Origin of the sequence: Nonomuraea mesophila, assembly GCF_004352805.1 — a bacterium.
GTDB classification, from domain to species: domain Bacteria; phylum Actinomycetota; class Actinomycetes; order Streptosporangiales; family Streptosporangiaceae; genus Nonomuraea; species Nonomuraea longispora.
The window spans coordinates 15,989-34,834 of sequence record NZ_SMLD01000025.1; the positions used below are offsets into that span (position 1 = coordinate 15,989).

Below are 18,846 nucleotides of genomic sequence, written 5' to 3' on the forward strand. Positions count from 1 at the left end.
GCTCCTCATGATCTTGAAGCGGGTCCGACGACCCCTGTTCAGCGGCTCACGAGCAGCCGCCGTGCTCCCGCAGGATGGGCAGGAGCCGGTTCGGCTCGGTGGGGAGGAGGTCCGGTCCGGCGTCCTCGGCGGCCATGGCCGCGGTCTTGACAGCCGTCACCTGGTCCAGGGTCATGCCCATGAAGTAGACGATCTCCTCGTGGTTCGTCGTCTCGGCGAAGCTCTCGAACCCCGTCTTGTAGTAGAGATCCACCCGTGTCGGAACCGGTGACAGATCCGGGTCACGGCCCGCGCGCAACTCGGCCACGATCCGCGGCACCGGGAAGCCCAGTTCGACGCCCCTGCGCAGGTGGTATTGCTCGCCCTCCACCTCGACCAGGGGCGGCGGCGGAGCCGTACGGCGCTCGCCCTCCTTGTGGTAGACCGGCAGGGTGAGCAGGTCGTACCGGAAGATCTCGTCGAGCAGGGCGGCGGTTCCGCCGGGCAGCGTCGGGCTCATCGACTCGGCCCACCACCGTCCCAGCAGGTCGCGGGCGTCCTCGCTGCCGTAGAGGTAACCGAGGGCGGGACCGTACGCCTGCTGGTCGGCGGCGGCCAGCGCCTGCGCCGTCAGGAGCGGCGCCGCCCGCGGGTCGTCGCTCTTCTCCACCCACGACTCGAAGTCGCGCAGGATCTGGGACTGGGTCAGGCCGGCCAGCCTCAGCGCCGGAACCCAGATGTTGCGCAGCACCATGTACTCCGCCATGATCCGCGCCCAGTACAGGAAGCGCTGCATGCGCTCGTTCTCTTCGAACGTCATCGTGTTGTGGCTGAGCACGTACTCGAAGTCGTCCGTGTCACCGCGGACGGAGACGATGCCGTATTGCGCCTTCTTCTCCGAGTACTCGGTGTTGGGCAACATCAGGAGCGGATAGACGGCGATGCGCGAGACCTTGCGGGCCAGCCGGTCGTAGCCCTCGAAGAAGGAGTCGATCGTCTCGCCCGGCGCTCCCCACAGCAGCTCGGCGTAGCATTCGAGACCCTCTTCGCTCAACCAGGCGACGAGGTCCTCCCACGCGTTGACCTTCATGTTCTTCCGGTTCATCTCGCGCAGAGCGGTGTCATTCAGCGTCTGCAGGGCGAGGGTGAAGGAGCTGCGCAGCCCGGCCTGCTTCATCTTCCGCACGATGGAGTAGAAGACCTTGGACTTGTTCTTCGCCCACGAGCTCTCGAGGGCTTTCGGATAGCCGTACCGCTCGCGGATCCCGATCAGGTCGTCGACGAACTCCTCGTCGATGGGCAGCAGCCCGAAGTTGGCGTCGCACAACGCGATCGTGTGCACGTTGAGCTTGGCGAGGAGCTCCAGTTCCTCCCGCAGCCGCTGCCTGGAGAACGCCCGCACGCGTTGCCCGGTCGCGCCGCCCCAGTAACAGAACGAACACTTGTACGGGCAGCCGCGGTTGGTCTCCATCAGCGCCACGTCGTAGCGGAACCTGCCGTCGTCGCCGATCAGTTCGATGGCCCCGGTGAGGATCGGCGACGGGATGATGTCGAGGTCGCTGATCCGTTCCCGTTCCGCCGTCGTCACCGTGGCGCCGGACACGTCGCGAAAGGAGATCCCGGAGATCGCGTGGAGGTCGTGCCGCGAGCGGCCGTCCAGGCAGGCTCCGAGCAGGTCGCGGAAAACGAGCTCGCCCTCGCCGTTGACGATGACGTCGACGTCCGGGAACATGCCGAAGACGCGGTCGGCCTGGTTGGCCACGTGCGTCCCGCCGAAGATGATCCAGCCGTCGGGGTTCAGCTGTTTGAAGGTCTCCGCGAGCGTGCCGAAGGCCCGGTAGTTCCAGCCCAGGACCGAGCAGGCGAGAATATCCGGCATCTCTCCCCTGAACAGGTCGGCGGCCATGACGGGCAGCGTCACAGCGCCTCGGTAGTTGCAGATTCTGATATCTGCCCCAGCCGCTATCCTGGGCTCGGACAACGCGGTGGACTTAAGATATCCAGCGGCTAGCGGCATGGACTCGTACGGCATGTCCCAGACGCCTTGCTGAAGAATGTTGACGACGATCCGGCCATCGGCTTGCATGTAGATCTCCCATCGCGATCTACTAAATCCCGAACAGTCCCGTCAATAAACGACGGACCGCTCGCGAATAACTGGAGCCGGGTTGGCGCGACGGTCGAATGCGACGTCGCCCGGCTGGATCACTCTCATTTCGTCGATCAGCGCCGTGGTGTGCTTGGCCGCCCGGTACACCGGATGGCCGAGCACCTCACGGAGGAAATCGCGGGTCGTGCACATTCCCGGGCCCTCGACGTGGAACTCCTCCAGCGCGCGCTCCGCCCGGGCGATGGCCTGGCGCCGGTCGGGAGCCCAGACGGCGACCTTGGCGAGCAGCGGGTCGTAGTCCGGCGTCACCCGCATGCCAGGCTCCCCGTGGGTGTCCACTCGGACGAACGGCCCCGCCGGGGGCACGAACCGCCGCACGGTTCCCGGCGTGGGCAGGAAGCCCCGGCGCGGGTCCTCCGCGTTGACCCGGCACTCGATGGCCACCCCCCGGGGGACGATGTCCTCCTGCCGATGGGCCAGCCCGTATCCGGCGGCCACCTGCAACTGCTCGCGCACGAGGTCGATGCCGGTCACCATCTCCGTCACCGGATGCTCCACCTGGATGCGGCAGTTGACCTCCATCGCGTGGAACCCGTCCTCGTCGTCGACGAGGAACTCGTACGTCCCCGCGCCGGCGTACCCCACGGCCTGGGCGGCCCGTACGGTGGCGGCGCAGATGCGGCCGGTCAGCTCGCGCGACAACCCGGGTGCCGGGGTCTCCTCGACCAGCTTCTGCCGCCGGCGCTGCACGGAGCAGTCGCGCTCGCCGAGGTGGATCACGTTGCCGTGGCCGTCGCCGAGGATCTGCACCTCGATGTGCCGGGCGTTGTCCAGGTATTTCTCCAGGTACACCCGGGAGTCGCCGAACGCCGTCTGGGCGCCGGCCCTGGCCTGGGCATACTCGCGCGCCATGTCGCGGGGATCCCGTACGACGCGCATGCCCCGTCCCCCGCCGCCCGCGACGGCCTTGAGGATCACGGGATAGCCGATCTCGGCGGCGAGCGAGCGGGCCTGCGCCAGCGTCGCCAGCGGCTTGGTGCTGCCCGGCAGCACCGGCAGCCCGGCCGCCCTGGCGATGTTGCGCGCCTCCGCCTTGTCGCCGAGCCTGGCCAGCACGGAAGGGGCCGGGCCGATGAAGGTCAGCCCCGCGTCCTGGCAGATCTCGGCGAAGTCCGGGTCCTCGGACAGGAAGCCGTAGCCGGGATGCACCGCGTCGGCCCCTGCCTGCAGGGCCGCCGTGACGAGCGCGGCCGGGTTGAGGTAGCTGCGCCGCGCCTCCGAAGGCCCGATGCAGACCGTCTCGTCGGCGAAGCGGGCCACCATGGAGTTCCGGTCGCTGTCGGAGCACACGGCGACGGTGCGGATGCCGAGTTCACGGCAGGTACGGGCGATGCGCAGCGCGATCTCGCCGCGGTTGGCGATGAGAACCGTCGAGAACATGCGTTCCTCTCGTTCAGTGGCCGCTGTCCGGGTTGTGGGGTTCGAGCACGAACAGGGACTCGCCGTACTCCACCGGGTCGCCGTTCTTCACGAGCACCTCGACCACACGGCCTGGCCGGTCGGCGTGGACCGCGTTCATCAGCTTCATCGCCTCGATGATCGCCACCTGCTGTCCGGCCTCGACCGTGTCTCCGACCTCGACGAACGCGCTGCTCTCCGGGGAGATCGCGCGATAGAAGGTGCCGACCAGGGGCGCCTCGATCATGATGGCGCCGGGCGAGTCGCGCGCGTCGGCCGCCGCGGTCTCCGCCGCCACGCCGTCGGCCTGGGGCACGCCGGGGCCGCCGGCCTGGGCCGCGACCGCACCGGGCCATTCGAGCTCGACGCTCATGTCGCCCGCCTGCACGCGTACACGTCTCAGCGGGCCGGGGGCCGTGTTGAGAATCTCGCCGGCGTGCCTGCACAGCTCGCCGATGCTGGTGTGCTCGTCGGTCATGTGTTCCTCGCGTCCTCGATGCCGTAGCGGCGGAAGCGGCGCCTGCGGCCTTCCACCAGTTCGCGGGGGGTCAATCGGGTCAGCTCGGACAACATCGCGGCGAGGGCGGCGCGCAGGGCCTCGGCCGCGGCCACCGGGTCCTCGTGCGCCCCGCCCGCGGGCTCCGGCAGGACCGCGTCGACGATGCCCTGCCGGAGCAGGTCGCGGGCGTCGAGCCGCAGTGCCGCCGCGGCGCGGGGTGCCTCGCCCCGGTCCTTCCACAGGATCGCCGCGCAGCCCTCGGGACTGATCACCGAGTACACCGCGTTGGAGAACGCGAGCACCCGGTCCGCGACCGCCAGCGCCAGCGCGCCGCCGCTGCCGCCCTCGCCCGTGATCACGGACACGACGGGAACCTTGAGCCCCGACATCAGCCGCAGGTTCTCCGCGATCGCCCACGCCTGGCCGCGCTCCTCCGCCTCGACGCCGGGATGCGCACCCGGCGTGTCCACGAGCGCGACGACCGGCAGGCCCAGCTTCTCCGCCAGCCGCATCAGCCGGGCCGCCTTGCGGTAGCCCTCGGGCAGGGCCATGCCGAAGTTGCGGCTGACCCGCTGGGCGGTGTCGTGGCCCTTCTGGTGCCCGACCAGGACGATCGGCCGGCCGTCGAGGCGGCCGAGGCCGCCTACGATCGCGGGACAGTCGCCGGAGAGCCGGTCGCCCTTCAACTCCTGGAAGTCGTCGAGCAGCTGGTAGACGTAGTCGAGCGTGGTGGGGCGGCCCTCGTGCCTGGCCAGGCGCACCACGTGCCAGGGCTCGCGCTCCGGCAACTCCCCGGGGTCACGGACCAGCCGCGCGGTCCTGGGCCCGCGGGCGTGCGGCGCGTCCTGGCGCACCATGCCGAGCAGCGCCCCGAGCACGGGCCGAAGGGCCGACCGCGGCACGACGGCGTCGAGGAAGCCCCGCGCCTGCATGAACTCGGCGCTCTGGAAGCCCTCCGGCAGCTCCTGTTGAATCGTCTGCTGGATCACCCGGGGCCCGGCGAAGCCGATGCGCGCCCCCGACTCGGCCAGAATGACGTCGGTCAAGGTCGCGAAGGACGCCGCCACGCCGCCGTAGGTGGGGTTGGTGACGAGCGAGATGGTCAGGATCCCCGCTTCGTCCAGCTCGGCCAGCGCCTGTGCCGTCTTCGCCATCTGCATCAGGGCGTAGGCGCCCTCCTGCATACGAGCGCCGCCGGAGGCGGTGACCAGGAGCAGCGGCGTGCGCGTGCGCAGCGCCGTCTCGCAGGCCCGGACGATGCGCTCACCGACGCCCGCACCGAGGCTGCCGCCGAGAAACCGGAAGTCCATGACAGCGGCGACCACCGGATGGTTCATCACCGAGGCGGTGACGCAGATGACCGCCTCACCCACGCCGGTACGCTCGCGGGCCTGCCTGAGCCGGTCCGGGTAGGGCAGGGAGTCGGTGAACCCGATCGGGTCCTCGACGGTCGAGGGGGACTCGAAGGGCACGATCGAACGGTCGTCCAGCAGGTGCGCCATCCGTTCCGACGCGTGCAGCCGGGAATGCGCCCCGCAGCCCGGGCAGACGCCCAGATCGCGCTGGTGTCGCTTGACATAGACGAGTTCGCGGCACTCGGGACAACTGATCCACTGTGCCGCCTCGGAGGTCTCCGTATGCACTCCCACGCCCAGCAGCTTGATCCGGGCCTCTCAACGACCACTGGTCAACGGCTGTAGGGACCGCGCCCGGCGGCGGCCGTCGCTCCACGAGTCCTCGAGCGACCGTGGAGTGCGACCTTCGACACTCCGGCCTGTGTCCGTCGGAACTTCGGTGGGATCGCACCTCACGCGTCCGCACGACGACATGCCGCGGCGACGGGCCCCGTACATCAAACCGCAGGGAGTTCCCTATGCGTTTTCTTCCCGACTCGCGCGAGCCGAGGGTGGCGATCGTGGGTTTCGGATACGTCGGCTGCTGCCTCGGCGTGACGCTGGCCGAACAGGGCCTGCACGTGACGGGCATCGACCGTGATGCGCGGCTGATCGCCCAGCTGGAAGAGGGACGATGCCATATCTCCGAGCCCGGGATGGCGGAGGCCCTCACGCGGCTGCGCGGCACCTCGCGGCTCACCTTCAGCACCGGCTACGACGCGATCGGCAGCGCCGACGTCATCGTCATCGCGGTCGGCACCCCGATCGGCGAAGACCGCTCACTCGTCACGCGGCAACTGGAGGAGGTCTGCGCCGAGCTGGCGCCCCGGCTGCGCCGCGGCCACCTGGTGGTGCTGAAGAGCACCGTCGCTCCTGGCACCACCCGCGGTCTCGTCCGGCCGCGGCTTGAGGCCGGCAGGCTGGTCCAGGGCGACGATTTCGGCCTGGTCTTCTGCCCGGAACGGCTGTCGGAGGGCAACGCCCTGTCCGAGTTGCGGGCGCTGCCCATCATCGTGGGCGGCTGCGACCCGGAGAGCACGCACTCGGCGACCGAGTTCTGGAAGCGGGCACTTGACGTACCGGCGTGGGAGTACACCTCCCCGGAGGTGGCCGAGATCGTCAAGCTCGCCGACAACTGGTGGATCGACCACAACATCGCCCTGGCCAACGATCTGGCCCGGCTGTGCGACGCGTTCCAGGTCGACGTCCTGGAGGTGATCGGGGGCGCCAACTCGCTGCCCAAAGGCGGCGGTCACGTCAACATCCTGCTGCCCAGCGTCGGGGTGGGCGGCTACTGCCTGACCAAGGATCCGTGGATCACCTGGAACGCGGCCCGCGAGCATGGGGTACGCCTCAGAACCGTCGAGGCGGTGCGCGCGGTCAACGACGCGATGCCCGGCTACACCCACGAGACGATCTGCGCCGAGCTGGCGCGGGCCGGACGGCACCCGGACGGCGCCAAGGTCGCGGTGCTCGGCGCCGCGTTCAAGAACAACACCGGCGATCTGCGCAGCACGCCGGTCAAACCGGTCGTCGACGGCCTGCTCGCCGCCGGCGTCGCGGTGTCGCTCCACGACCCGCTCGCCGATGCGGAAGAGCTCCGCGCGCTGACGGGCGTCGAGCCGTCGGCGTCCCTGGAGGAGGCGGTGGCCGGCGCCCACTGCCTGGCCGTGCTCGCCGGCCACGAGCCGTTCCAGCAGCTCGACTTCGCCGCCTTGCGCGAACGGGTCTCGATGCCATGCCTGATCTTCGACGGGCGGGCCTACTACCCGCAGGAAACCATCGAGCACGTGCGGCGGCTGGGCTTCGGCTACCGCGGAATCGGACGGTGAGGGCATGTCCAGGATCGTGGTCACCGGAGGATGCGGGTTCATCGGCAGCCATCTCGTCGAACGGCTGGCCGCGGAGGGGCACGAGGTGATCGCCTATGACACGTCGTCGCCACCGCCCGACACGCCGCTGCACAACCTGAGCAGCGTCCGCTACGTCAAGGACGACATCACCCACGAGTCGTCGCTGGCGAACGTGATCACCTCCGACGTCGACTTGGTGTACCACCTGTCGGCCGTCGTCGGGGTGGACCGCTACCTGCGGCAGCCGCTCGACGTCATCGACGTCAACGTGCTCGGCACCCGCAACGTCCTGCGCAGGGCGCTGGAGGCCGGCGTCAGGGTGGTGGTGGCCAGCACCAGCGAGATCTACGGCAAGAACCCCCAGGTTCCGTGGTCCGAGGAGTCCGACCGCGTGCTGGGCGTCACGTCGGCCGATCGGTGGACCTACTCGACGAGCAAGGCGCTGGCCGAGCACATGACGTTCGCCCTCGTCCGCGAGCAGGGTCTCCGCGCCACGGTGGTGCGCTACTTCAACGTGTACGGCCCGCGCCAGAGGCCGGCGTACGTGGTGAGCCGGAGCATCCAGCACGTCCTCACCGGCCGGGCGCCGGAGATGTACGACGGCGGCGGCCAGACCCGCTGCTTCACCTACGTCGACGACGCGATCGACGGCACCGTCCGGGCCGCGTCGAGCCCGGCCGCGGTGGGCGAGTGCTTCAACATCGGCTCCCACCAGGAGACCACCATTCGTGAGGTGATCGAGCTGGTAGGGGAGGCGGCGGGGTTCACCGGCCGCAACGTTCACCTGGACACCGGGGCCGCTTTCGGGGCCGTCTACCAGGACATCGAGCGCCGGGTCCCCGACACGGCCAAGGCGCGCGCGATGCTCGGCTGGCAGTGCGCCGTCCCGCTGCGAGAGGGCATCGCCAGGACGATCGAGTGGGCCCGGCAGAATCCCTGGTGGCTGCACGGGCCCGCCGACTGATCACCATCCGGCCTTGATCGTGTCCACGATGTACCGGCGGTCCTCGTCGGACACCCATCTCCCGACCGGCAGGCACACCAGCTGCTCGACGGCCCGGTCGAGCCCCGGCAGCAGGGCCGCGTACCGGCGCAGCGCCGTGTGGCGGTCGTTGCGCTCGTGCACCTGGCTCACCATGACGCCGGCCTCGGTCATGTGCTTGATGAACGCGTCCTTGCCCTGAACCAGCAGCGGGTAGACCCAGAAGGAGGACTGCCTGTCGGCCGCGCGCTCGGTGACACGCACCCCGTCGGCCGTGGCCAGCTCGCGGTCGTAGAAGGCGGCGTTGTCGCGGTAGCGGCGGATCACCTCGTCGGTCTCCGTCAGGTTCGCCAGGCCGATGGCCGCGTTGATGTCGTTCATGTGGAACTTGTAGCCCCACTCCGGGATGTCGGCGCGGACCAGGCCGCGTCCGGGCGCCGAACGGTCGATGCCGAACCACCTGAGCCGCCTGGCCCGCTCGGCGAGCTGCGCGTTGGGCAGCACCATCAGCCCTCCGTCGCCGGTGGTGAAGTGCTTGACCGACTGGAAGCTGTAGACCGCGACGTTGCCGTGGTTGCCCAGCGGCGTGCCGCGGTAGGTGGCGCCCCACGCGTGCGCGCAGTCCTCGATCACCGGCGGGCGGAAACCGTACGCGGCCTCCGCCTCGTCCAGGATGTCGCTGAGGCGGGCGAGGTCGACCGGATAGCCGGCGAAGTGCACGATGACGATCGCCCGGGTGGCCGGGGTGATCTTCCTGGCCAGGTCGTCGAGGTCCACGTTGAGCGTCATGGGGTCCACGTCCACCCACTTGGGACGCAGGCCGTTGGCGAGGATCGCCCAGTTGGCCGCGACCATGGTCAGCGGCGTGGTGAGGACCTCGCCTCCGTCCACGCCCGTGCCGGTTCCCGAAGGGTCGGTCGCCAGGCGCAGGGCGAGGTGCAGGCCCGAGGTGCCGCTGTTGACCGTGGCGACGTACGGGTTGCCGATGCGCTCGCGCAGCGCCTGCTCGAACTCGTCGACCACCGGCCCTTGGCCGACCATCCCGCTGGCGAGCACACGGGACACCGCGGCGCCCGCCTCCTGCGACATCTCCACCCGCATCAAGGGGATCACTCGTGCCTCCCCGCGAGCGCGTCGGCTTCCCTGCACAGCTCCTCATGGCGTGCGCGGCAGTCGGCGTAGCTAGGCAGCACACCGCGTTCCCACGCCTCACGCAGGCTGGGAGCGCCGCGGTCCTTGGCGGACAGGAGCCGCTCGCTCTCCGGCGGCCATGGCAGCGCCAGCTCGGGGTCGAGCGGGTCGACCAGGATCTCCTTGTGGGGAGCGTACGTGCTGGAAACCAGGTAGACCACGGTGGCCTCGTCAGTCAGCGGGGCGAAGGCATGGGCGTGCCCCTCCGCGAGGTACAACCCGTGCCTGTTGCCGTCGCCCAGCCGGACCGCCTCCCACTCGCCGAACGTGGGCGAGCCGACCCGGATGTCGACGACGATGTCCAGGATCTCGCCATGAGGGCAGGTGATGTAGCGGGACTGCCCGGGCGGCAGCGAGAAGGCGTGGATGCCCCTGATCGTGCCGCGCCGCGATCGCGAGCAGTTCGCCTGCGCCACCCTCAGCGGGTGGCCGACGGCCTCGCGAAAGGCCGGCTCGCTGAAAACCTCCAGAAACTCACCCCTGGTGTCCGGGAAAATCTCCGGCTTGATCAGGAAAGCACCGTCGATTCCGAGTGGGTCGATCTGCATTTCGCGCCTTTCTCACCTGATCGTCATCCGACAACAGTGAATATGCCAGCGTCGATGAGCGCGGGCAATCCCCGTACGCGGCTCTGCCGATAGTCGAGCGCGACACCAGTGAGAAGAGATTCCATTTCTAGCGGAAGTCACCAGGATAACGCCGTGCACCGTTCCCAGAAACGGCGCCGGACAGCGGAGTCAGCCGTCCGGCATTCCGAAAATGCGATCGCGGTAAAAGGGACGTCTCATGCCTAAGTCATGGTCGTACAGCTTCCAGTACAAGACCGGGATGGCCCGCTGGGCCGGGCGCCTGGGACTCGAACTGCGGGACCTGGTGACGTCGGGCCGGATATCCCCTGAGACGCATCCACGGGTCGTGGACCTCGGCTGCGGGCGCGGCGAGGCCGCCGTCTTCCTCGCCAAGCGCGGTTTCCAGGTCGTGGGGGTGGACTTCTCCTCCGTGGCGCTGAGCGAGGCCAGGGCGGCCGCGGCCAGGGAGGGAGTCGCGGACCGCTGCCGGTTCGTCAAGGGCGATCTGACCGCCGCGCACATCCCCGGCGTGGAGGGGGCCTTCGACCTGGTGATCGACCTGGGAACGCTCGACGACCTGCAGGGAAGGGCCCGGGAGGCGATGGCCGCCACGGTCAAGCGGCTGTCGGGCCCCGGCAGCCTGTACTTCCTGTGGTGCGTGCACCACGACGGCGATCTGCCGTTCACCCTCAAGGGCATCCTGCTGCGGCTCAACCCGAAGCTGGTGCCGGGCGAGGAGGACGACCTCTTCGGCGACGTCTTCAAGATCGAGCGGCTGCCCTCGCCCCCGCCGTCCTCGTACTTCGCCGGCTTCCTCATGACCCGTCAGTGAACGCACAAAGAAAGGCAGGCAGCGTGACCGGCCCCTGGCGCATCGACACCCACAATCACGCCGTACCACCGAAGATGCAGCGGTGGGCTGTGCAGGCCGGCATCCTGCCGCCCGACCAGTCGAAGTGGCCGACCTGGGCGCGCTGGAGCCAGGCCGCCACCGAGCAGGTCATGGAGGAGAACGACATCGCAGCCGCGGTGACCTCCTCACCCGCGCCGTTCGAGGTCTTCGAGGACGCCGCCCAGGTCGCGACCGGCGCCAGGGTCATCAACGAGTCGCTGGCCGGCCTCGTCAGGGAGCAGCCGCAGCGGTTCGGCTTCTTCGCCTATCTGCCGCTGACCGACGTCGACGCCGCGCTGGCCGAGGCCGACTACGCCCTCGGCACCCTCGGAGCCGAGGGCGTGCTCCTGTTGACGCACGTGAACGGCACCTATCTCGGCGACCCGTCGTTCGAGCCACTCTTCGCCGAACTCGACCGGCGGCGCGCGGTACTCTTCGTGCACCCGCAGTTCCTGCCAGGCGGCACGCCGCCCGGAATTCCCGACTTCATGGGCGACTTCCTGCTCGACACGACCAGGGCGGCACTGAGCCTGATGATCGGAGGCACCCTGGAGCGGCACAGGAACCTGTCGGTCATCCTGTCGCACGGAGGCGGCTTCCTGCCGTACATGGCGGCGCGGATCGACTCCCGCTCGCATGACGAGGAGGGCGTGGATCCCGCGACCCTGCGCTCCTACGTGCGGCGCTTCTACTACGACACCGCCATGCCCACCTCGCCGTACGCGACGCCGACGCTGCTCGCGGCCGCCGACCACGGGCGCATCCTCTACGGGACCGACTACAGCATGCGGACGGCCGAAGCCACCCGATACATGACGGACGGGCTGGCCGGCGACCCGCTGATCGGGCCGGAGTTGCACCGCGCGATCGAGCGCGACAACGCGCTGCGCCTGCTCCCGTCGCTGGCCGAGCGGATGAGCGTCACCGTCTGACCACGGTCCGCCGCGCGAGTTCGGCGGCCTGCCTCCCCCCGGCACCGAACCGGCGGGCCCCGGCGGGCCGTCTTCAGCCGGTCCGGCGGTGCCCGCGATGCGGCGCACGGCCGGACCGGAACCGCTCGGCCGGCCTCATCCCGGCCACGGCTGCGGGTCACGGTTACGGGTCACGGTTACGGGTCACGGCTGCGGGTCACGGTTACGGGTCACGGCTGCGGGGCACGGGCGGGTCACGGCTGCGGGGTCTCGGCGTCACGAACCGGCGGCACACCGTTGCCCTCCGCGAGGGTCTCCCCCTGCCTGATTCGGTCGGCCTGGCGCGCGTGCCGGCTGACCGTGGCCCGCAGGAAGTCACGGATGAGGATGAGTTCTCCCACGGTGTGCCCGGCGAGCCCGGCCTCGTCCTCCTCGCTCAGCTGCCCCCACACGGCCTGCGCGACGTACTCCGCCTGCGGGGTCGGCACGACGGTCACCCGGCGCCGGTCGTTGACGTCGCGGACCCGCCGGGCGTAGCCGGCCCGCTCCAGCCGGTCGATCGCAATGGTGGCCGCGCTCGGGGACAGGCGGGCCGCGCCGGCCAACTCGCCGGCCGTCATCGGGCCGAGCGCGAAGACGCAGCCCATGCAGCGCATGTCTGTCCGGTTGACACCTAAACGCGCCGCCGCTGCCTCGTCCACCGCGTCGGAGACGTTCTGCAACTGCATGACGGCGACCTGGACCTCGTCGACGAGCGACTTCCAGACATCCTTTGACATTTGAAATATCCATGGATTAGACTTATTAATTGTCAAAGTATACATCTATCTTCCTGGGAGTACAGCCTGGCGCGAGGTGACGACCTCGGCAGGACGCACCGGGACCAATCCCTCCAAGGAGGTGTGAGGATGAGCCAGCGCCGCGGAAACCCATGGATCGTCATGGTGACGCTCTGCATCGGGTTCTTCATGACCATCCTGGACACCACGATCGTCAACATCGCGATCCCCGACATCCTCGAAGACCTGGACGCGACGATCAGCGAAGTGCTGTGGGTGATGAGCGCCTACATCCTCGTGGTCGCCGTACTCGTGATCACGGCCGGCCGCCTGGGCGACATCGTCGGACCCCGCAAGGTCTTCATCGCCGGCATGATCCTTTTCACGGTCGCCTCCGCGCTCTGCGGAGCCGCCATGGAGCCCTGGCAGCTCATCGCGGCCCGGGCCCTGCAGGGCATCGGCGCCGCGTTGATCACGCCGCAGACCCTCACCATCCTGACCGGGGTCTTCCCGCCCGAGAAGCGCGGCCTGCCCAGCGCCATCTGGGGCATCACGGCGGGCGTGGCCGGTCTGGCCGGCCCGACGCTCGGCGGGCTGCTCGTCGCCGAGGGCAACTGGCGCTGGGTCTTCTACGTCAACGTGCCGCTCGGGCTGATCACCATCGCCATGGCCTTCGCCCTCATCCCCGACGTCCGCCCGGACAAGCGCCTCCGGCTCGACATCACCGGGGTCGTCCTGGCCAGCGCCGCGCTCGGGGCGATCACGTACGGGCTGCTCGAGGGCGACCGCTACGGATGGGGCACGATCACCTCCTTCCTCAGCATTCCCATGGTCATCGCGGCCGGCCTCGTGCTGCTCGTGGTGTTCCTGGCGACGCAGGCGCGTGTGAACGATCCCCTGATGCCTCTGGGGATCTTCAAGGACCGCGGCTTCTCACTGATGAGCTTCGTGATCGTCGCCGTCTCCTTCGGCATGATGGGGTTGTCGCTGACCCTCACGATCTATTTGCAGCAGGTCCTCGGGCTCAGCGCGCTCCAGGCCGGCCTCACGCTCGCGCCGACCGCGCTGGCCATGATGTTCTCGTTCCCCGTCGTCGGGTTCCTGATCGACAAGATCGGCGGGAAGTACGTGCTCATCTGCGGCCTGGCCCTCTACCCGGTCAGCCTCGCGCTCATCGGCAACATGGCGCAGACCGACTCCGGCCAGTGGTCGCTCCTTGGGCCGCTGATCCTGGCGGGCATCAGCCAGGCGGCCGCCTTCGCCCCGACCGTCACGATGGCCATGCAGGACGTGCGGACGGAGTTCGCGGGGGCCGCCTCAGGCGCCTTCAACGCGATCCGCCAGCTGGGCTTCCTGATCGCCGTCGCCGCGATGGGCGCGGTGCTGCAGAGCCGCTTGACCAGCGAGCTGCACGGCGAGGCGGAGCGCCAGGCGGCGCAGCTGCCCGGTGAGTTCAGGGAGGGCTTCGTCGACGCCGTCACCTCGGCGGGCGGCAGCATCGATGCGGGAGCCGGCGACGTGCAGTTGCCCGCCGGCGCGAGCGGTCAGCTCGCCCAGCAGATGCGGGAGATCGCCCAGTCGGTCTTCGACCAGGCCTTCGTCGGCGCCCTGCGCTTCACCCTCCTGGCCTGCGCCGCAGTGGTGGTCGTCGCCTGCCTGCTCAGCTTCGCCGCCAAGCGGCCGGACCCCGCGAAGGCGCCCACGGCCGAGGAGGAACTGGCCCTGATGTGACCGGTCAGCCGGTCGTTGCCGCCACGTATTCGTTCACGACACCACAGGGGACGGACCGGGAGGAAGTCGGCGCCTGCCACGATCACTTCCGGTCTCGACTTCGAGCGTTTCTCTAGTAATAATCAAGGGTAATACTCGAGGATCGTCTCTGGTGTCCCGATCAAGGAAATAAAGGCGCAGACCCTCAACAAGGAATAAGCGCTCGCCGGTCACCAGTCACAGCAGACGGCACACCAACGGGGGTTGAATCAATGCCGCGGACAGTTCGCGCTTGTGTCACCTGCTGGAAATCGAGCGAATCGCCCGGCGAAACCCTATCGCGCAACAATTCGACGAGGAGCCGCCGACGGCGGCCGAGCCACCTTTCGGCGAAACTCCCGCCTGTCGCCGCGTACGCAGACGTCGCTCCTGGACCTGAGCTTCTTGCTTGGTGAACACCGACGGAACCACCGAACCAGTGGATCGAATTAACTCTTTCCGACGATGGTTAGGAGATTCTAGCGAGGTCGGATGCACGGCGCAAGCATCGCGCATTCTGACCTCGCCTGCCATAGAAAGGTCGATTGCCTTCACGCTTGGGGATCAAGATGAGATTCTGTGTCCTGGGAACTCTGAGAGTGCTCGACGGCAGCCGGGAGGTGACTCCTTCAGCCCCAAAACTTCGACAGGTGCTCACTTTTCTTCTTCTGCGGCGCAACAACATCGTACAGACCACCGAGCTCATCGACGAACTGTGGGGAGAAAATCCACCCAGCAGCGCGCTCTCCACTCTGCAGACCTACATCTACAAGCTGCGAAAGATCCTCTCCAACGATGAGGTCGACTCGTTCGAGGAGATTTTGCAGACGCAGTCGTGGGGATACATGCTGACCATCGACCACGACCAGCTCGACCTGAACCAGTTCGAACGGCTGCTCGCCGAAGGTGTGGCGGCGCTGAAGCGGAATGAGACCGAGATGGCCGCCAAGTGCCTGGCCGAGGCACTCTCGCTGTGGCGCGGCCTGGCACTGGCCGATGTGGCCGCGGGCAACCTGCTGTCGGCCTACGTGGCCTCCCTCGAGGAGAGCCGGCTGCGCGCGCTCGAGCTGCGCATCGAAAGCGATCTGCGGCTCGGCCGGCATCGTGAGGTCGTGGGCGAGCTCAAGCACCTGATCTCGGTGCACCCCCTCCATGAGGCCTTCTACGCGCAGCTGATGAACGCCCTGCATCGCTCAGGCCGGCGCTGGGAGGCGCTGGAGGTGTACCAGCGGCTGCGGGCGACCCTGGTGGAAGAGGTGGGGATCGAGCCGTCCGCGGACACACAACGGCTGCACCAGTCGCTCCTGTCGGAGGAGACCACCGCGCACCCCGCCAAGCTGGAGCCGCAGGCCGGCCAGGGCCGCAGGAACACGGCCGTGATCGAAAGGCCGAGGAACGCTGTGAGGACGCTCCTGCCGGCCCAGCTGCCACCGGACATCTGGGACTTCACCGGCCGCCAGTCCAGCATCAACGACCTGGTCGCCGCCGCCACCATGACGGAGCCCGCGGCCACCACGCCGCCCACCGTGCTGATCGCGGGAATGCCGGGCGTCGGCAAGACGGCCCTCGCGGTGCACCTGGCGCACCTGATCAAGCGGGATTTCCCCGACGGCCAGTTCTACTGCACGCTGCGCGGGAGCGACGGCGAGCCCGCCGACCCCGGCCAGGTGCTCTACAACTGGCTGATAGCGACCGACATGTACACGAAGAAGCTGCCGAGCAGCGCCGAGGAACGCTCGAAGATGTTCAGAAGCTGGTGCTCGGCGCATCGTGTGCTGATCGTCCTCGACAACGCCGCCTCGGCCGCGCAGATCTCTCCGCTTCTGCCCGGCAGCGAGCACTGCACGACGATCATCACCAGCAGGTCCGGCTTATACGGGTTCCCCTGCAGGAAGCGCCTCGACCTGGCGCCGCTCACCCTTGAAGAAGGCGTACGCCTGCTGGGCGCGGTCGCGGGCAGGCAGCGCATCGAGCGCGAGAAGGGCGACGCGCAGAGCGTGGTGCGCTTCTGCGAGGGCCTGCCGCTGGCGGTGCGCGCCGCAGGCGCCCGGCTGACCGCGTCGCCGACCCTGCCGCTGCGGACCCTGGCCGCCCGCCTGGCCGATCCGGAGTTGCGCCTCAAAGAGCTGAACTCCACCGACTTCGACATCTACCACAGCTTCGACCTCAACTACCAGGAGCTCGAGCCCCGCGAGCGCAGCGCCCTATGGCTGCTCTACCTGCGACGCAGCACGCGCTTCAACCTCAAGAGCGCCGCGGAGACGGTCGGCTGCGACATCGACACGAGCGAGACGATCCTCACCCGGCTGGTCTCAGCCCACTTTCTCCGCATCGTCGGCTACAACGGCGCACGGGACGACGTCGTGTACGCCATCAATGAGCTGGCCCACCTGTACGCGGAGAAGAAGCTGGAGAACGAGCTGGCCGAGCGAGGCACGCCGGACGAGGTGAGCCTGGACGCCGGGGAGACGACGGCGATCGAGGCGCCCGCCGGCCCAGGCCGTCCCGCCGCCCCGGGCCGGCTCGTACGCCGTGATCTGCGCTGGAACAACTGACCCGCCGTGGAGGCGAAACCCTGCCCCGAACGCAGAGCACTGAAATTCTTTTCCATGAAAATTTTTTCACCCGGCCACCGGCGCAGGGTCCTCAATCGCCCGGCGGGCCACGTGACAACGCCCGGAGCACGAAAAGGTGCTCCGGGCGTTGTCACGATACGGCCGGGTCCGTGCAGGGTGCGTCATGGACGCGGGACCGCCGAATGGGCGGCGAACTCCTCCGCGACGGCGCACACGTACCGCCCGTAGTCGGACGGCGCCAGTCTCTCGCCGAGTTCGCGGCACTCCTCGGCCCGGATGAAGCCCATCCGCAGCGCGACCTCCTCGATGCACGCGATCCGTACGCCCTGCCTGCTCTCCAGCGCGCTGACGTACTGCGCGGCCTGCAACAGCGAGGCGGGGGTGCCCGCGTCCAGCCACGCGCATCCGCGTCCCAGGTCCACCAGCCGGGCCTTGCCACGTTCCAGATAGTCGCGGTTGACGTCGGTGATCTCCAGCTCGCCACGGGCCGACGGCGACAGGTTCTTGGCGATGTCGAGCACCTGGTTGTCATAGAGGTAGAGGCCGACGATCGCGCGGTTGGACCGCGGCCTGGCAGGCTTCTCCTCGATCGAGACCAGCTTGCCCTCCGTGTCGGTCTCGCCGACTCCGTACCTCTCGGGATCGGTCACCGGGTAGCCGAAGAGCACGCACCCGTCGATGTCCCGGGCCTGCTCCTGCAGGATGTCGTCGAACCTGTGCCCGTGGAAGATGTTGTCGCCGAGCACCAGGGCCACCGGATCGTCGCCGACGTGGTCCGCGCCGACGATGAACGCGTCGGCCAGCCCGCGCGGCTCCTGCTGTCTGGCGTACCGCAGGCTCAGCCCCAGCTGTGCGCCGTCGCCCAGCAGCCGCTGGATCTGCGGCAGGTCCACCGGCGTGGAGATGATGAGAATGTCGCGGATGCCCGCCAGCATCAGGGCCGACAGCGGATAGTAGATCAGCGGCTTGTCGTTCACCGGCAGCAGCTGCTTGGACACCGCGAGGGTGATGGGGTGCAGGCGGGTTCCCCGCCCGCCCGCAAGGATGATCCCCTTCATGTCCGTGCGGCCCGCGCCAGCAGGTCCACCTGATCCGGGTCGCCGGAGCAGGGGAAGAAGACGAGCTCGTCGCACCCTGCGGAGTCGTACTCCTTGATGGTGCGCTGGAGCTCGCTCTCGGTCGTCACGGTCTGGGCGGCCGCGCGGTCGGCGTACGGGCCCGCCTGCTCGTAGTAGCGGCGCATGTGCGCGACGGCCCGCTCGGCGCCGTCCGCGCCGAACGAGAAGTAGGCCAGCGCCACCATGCGCGGCCGATCCGTCCTGCCCTCGGCCGACCAGGCGGCGCGGGCGCGCGCCGCCAGTTCCGCGTACGGGACCGACGACGAGCCGCCGGCGATCCAGCCCTGTCCCAGGCGGGCGGCCCGCCGCAGGGCCGCGTCCGTGTGCCCGCCGACCCAGATGGGCGGCCCGCCGGCGCCGGGCTCCGGGCCGATCCCGGAGCCCGGCGCCCAGGCCTCGCGCAGCTCCGTGATCAGGGCGTCGAGCCGCCTGCCCCGTCGCCGGTACGGCTGCCCCGCGGCCTCGAAGTCGTCGGCGCGGCCTCCCGCGGCCACCCCGACCGCCAGCCGGCCGCCCGACAGTTCGTCCACGGTGGCCAGCTGCTTGGCCAGGACCGCGGCCCCGCCTCTGTACGCGGCGATCAGGACCGTCGTGGCGAGCCTGATCCGCCGGGTCACGGCGGCGGCGGCCGCGAGCGTGACGACGGGTTCGTGATTGCCGGCCACCAACCGGTCGAGCACCCCGAGCGAGGACAGGCCACGCGCGTCGGCGCGACGTGCCCACTCGAGGAGGGTGGGGCCGTCCACTCCGCGCACCGTCGTCGGCAGGCCGACTCCGACGTCCACG

15 protein-coding genes are annotated in these 18,846 nt (G+C 69.2%); 6 read left to right on the forward strand and 9 right to left on the reverse strand.

The features are described 5' to 3' along the window. Positions 1-46 precede the first annotated feature (46 nt). Genes E1295_RS12495 through E1295_RS12510 form a run of 4 tightly spaced genes read right to left on the reverse strand, consistent with a single transcriptional unit; the run spans position 47 to position 5,695 of the window. On the reverse strand, positions 47-2,065 hold the full coding sequence (locus E1295_RS12495) for a KedN5 family methylcobalamin-dependent radical SAM C-methyltransferase (RefSeq protein ID WP_132630420.1): 2,019 nt from the start codon (positions 2,063-2,065) through the stop codon (positions 47-49). A gap of 42 nt (positions 2,066-2,107) precedes the next feature. Next, entirely contained in the window at positions 2,108-3,529 is a 1,422-nt protein-coding gene (locus E1295_RS12500; protein WP_132630421.1) for an acetyl-CoA carboxylase biotin carboxylase subunit, read from the reverse strand. A 13-nt stretch (positions 3,530-3,542) separates the two neighbouring features. Then, positions 3,543-4,025 carry an acetyl-CoA carboxylase biotin carboxyl carrier protein gene (accB, locus tag E1295_RS12505; RefSeq protein WP_132630422.1) on the reverse strand — a complete coding sequence of 161 codons (483 nt, stop codon included), beginning with the start codon at positions 4,023-4,025 and terminating at the stop codon, positions 3,543-3,545. Then, complete coding sequence (locus tag E1295_RS12510; protein ID WP_246079998.1) at positions 4,022-5,695, reverse strand: acetyl-CoA carboxylase carboxyltransferase subunit alpha; 1,674 nt, start codon at positions 5,693-5,695, stop codon at positions 4,022-4,024. The genes accB and E1295_RS12510 overlap by 4 nt, the downstream gene beginning before the upstream one ends. A gap of 224 nt (positions 5,696-5,919) precedes the next feature. Here E1295_RS12510 and E1295_RS12515 point away from each other — a divergent pair, with 224 nt between their 5' ends. Further along, on the forward strand, positions 5,920-7,272 hold the full coding sequence (locus E1295_RS12515) for a nucleotide sugar dehydrogenase (RefSeq protein WP_132630423.1): 1,353 nt from the start codon (positions 5,920-5,922) through the stop codon (positions 7,270-7,272). Positions 7,273-7,276: 4 nt separating this feature from the next. Then, positions 7,277-8,257: an NAD-dependent epimerase/dehydratase family protein gene (locus tag E1295_RS12520; RefSeq protein WP_132630424.1), complete on the forward strand. Its 981-nt coding sequence runs from the start codon at positions 7,277-7,279 to the stop codon at positions 8,255-8,257. Here the strand turns inward: E1295_RS12520 and E1295_RS12525 are convergent, their stop codons facing one another. Both E1295_RS12525 and E1295_RS12530 read right to left on the reverse strand, forming a co-directional pair. Continuing rightward, positions 8,258-9,388 (reverse strand): DegT/DnrJ/EryC1/StrS family aminotransferase, encoded by a 1,131-nt coding sequence (locus E1295_RS12525; protein WP_132630425.1) that lies wholly within the window; start codon positions 9,386-9,388, stop codon positions 8,258-8,260. After that, on the reverse strand, positions 9,385-10,014 hold the full coding sequence (locus E1295_RS12530; protein WP_220448676.1) for a dTDP-4-dehydrorhamnose 3,5-epimerase family protein: 630 nt from the start codon (positions 10,012-10,014) through the stop codon (positions 9,385-9,387). Before E1295_RS12530 ends, E1295_RS12525 begins: the two co-directional genes overlap by 4 nt. A gap of 238 nt (positions 10,015-10,252) precedes the next feature. On the opposite strand from E1295_RS12530, the gene E1295_RS12535 reads away from it, so the two are divergent. Both E1295_RS12535 and E1295_RS12540 read left to right on the forward strand, forming a co-directional pair. Further along, positions 10,253-10,867, forward strand: coding sequence for a class I SAM-dependent methyltransferase (locus tag E1295_RS12535; RefSeq protein ID WP_132630426.1), 615 nt, complete (start codon positions 10,253-10,255; stop codon positions 10,865-10,867). A gap of 23 nt (positions 10,868-10,890) precedes the next feature. Then, positions 10,891-11,859 carry an amidohydrolase family protein gene (locus E1295_RS12540; protein ID WP_132630427.1) on the forward strand — a complete coding sequence of 323 codons (969 nt, stop codon included), beginning with the start codon at positions 10,891-10,893 and terminating at the stop codon, positions 11,857-11,859. Between the two features lie 233 nt (positions 11,860-12,092). Here E1295_RS12540 and E1295_RS12545 read toward each other — a convergent pair whose 3' ends face one another. Continuing rightward, the gene (locus tag E1295_RS12545) at positions 12,093-12,617 is read right to left on the reverse strand and encodes a MarR family winged helix-turn-helix transcriptional regulator (RefSeq protein ID WP_166427192.1); all 525 of its coding nucleotides are present in this window, start codon (positions 12,615-12,617) and stop codon (positions 12,093-12,095) included. A 129-nt stretch (positions 12,618-12,746) separates the two neighbouring features. On the opposite strand from E1295_RS12545, the gene E1295_RS12550 reads away from it, so the two are divergent. Next, the gene (locus E1295_RS12550) at positions 12,747-14,348 is read left to right on the forward strand and encodes a DHA2 family efflux MFS transporter permease subunit (RefSeq protein WP_132630429.1); all 1,602 of its coding nucleotides are present in this window, start codon (positions 12,747-12,749) and stop codon (positions 14,346-14,348) included. Between the two features lie 587 nt (positions 14,349-14,935). Continuing rightward, on the forward strand, positions 14,936-16,921 hold the full coding sequence (locus E1295_RS12555; protein WP_132630430.1) for an AfsR/SARP family transcriptional regulator: 1,986 nt from the start codon (positions 14,936-14,938) through the stop codon (positions 16,919-16,921). 182 nt (positions 16,922-17,103) lie between these two features. Here E1295_RS12555 and rfbA read toward each other — a convergent pair whose 3' ends face one another. Together rfbA and E1295_RS12565 are read right to left on the reverse strand one after the other, a co-directional pair. Continuing rightward, a complete protein-coding gene (gene rfbA / locus E1295_RS12560; RefSeq protein WP_132630431.1) occupies positions 17,104-18,000 on the reverse strand; it encodes a glucose-1-phosphate thymidylyltransferase RfbA in 897 nt (298 codons plus the stop codon). Next, complete coding sequence (locus E1295_RS12565; RefSeq protein WP_132630432.1) at positions 17,997-18,845, reverse strand: LLM class flavin-dependent oxidoreductase; 849 nt, start codon at positions 18,843-18,845, stop codon at positions 17,997-17,999. The genes rfbA and E1295_RS12565 overlap by 4 nt, the downstream gene beginning before the upstream one ends. Position 18,846 lies beyond the last annotated feature (1 nt).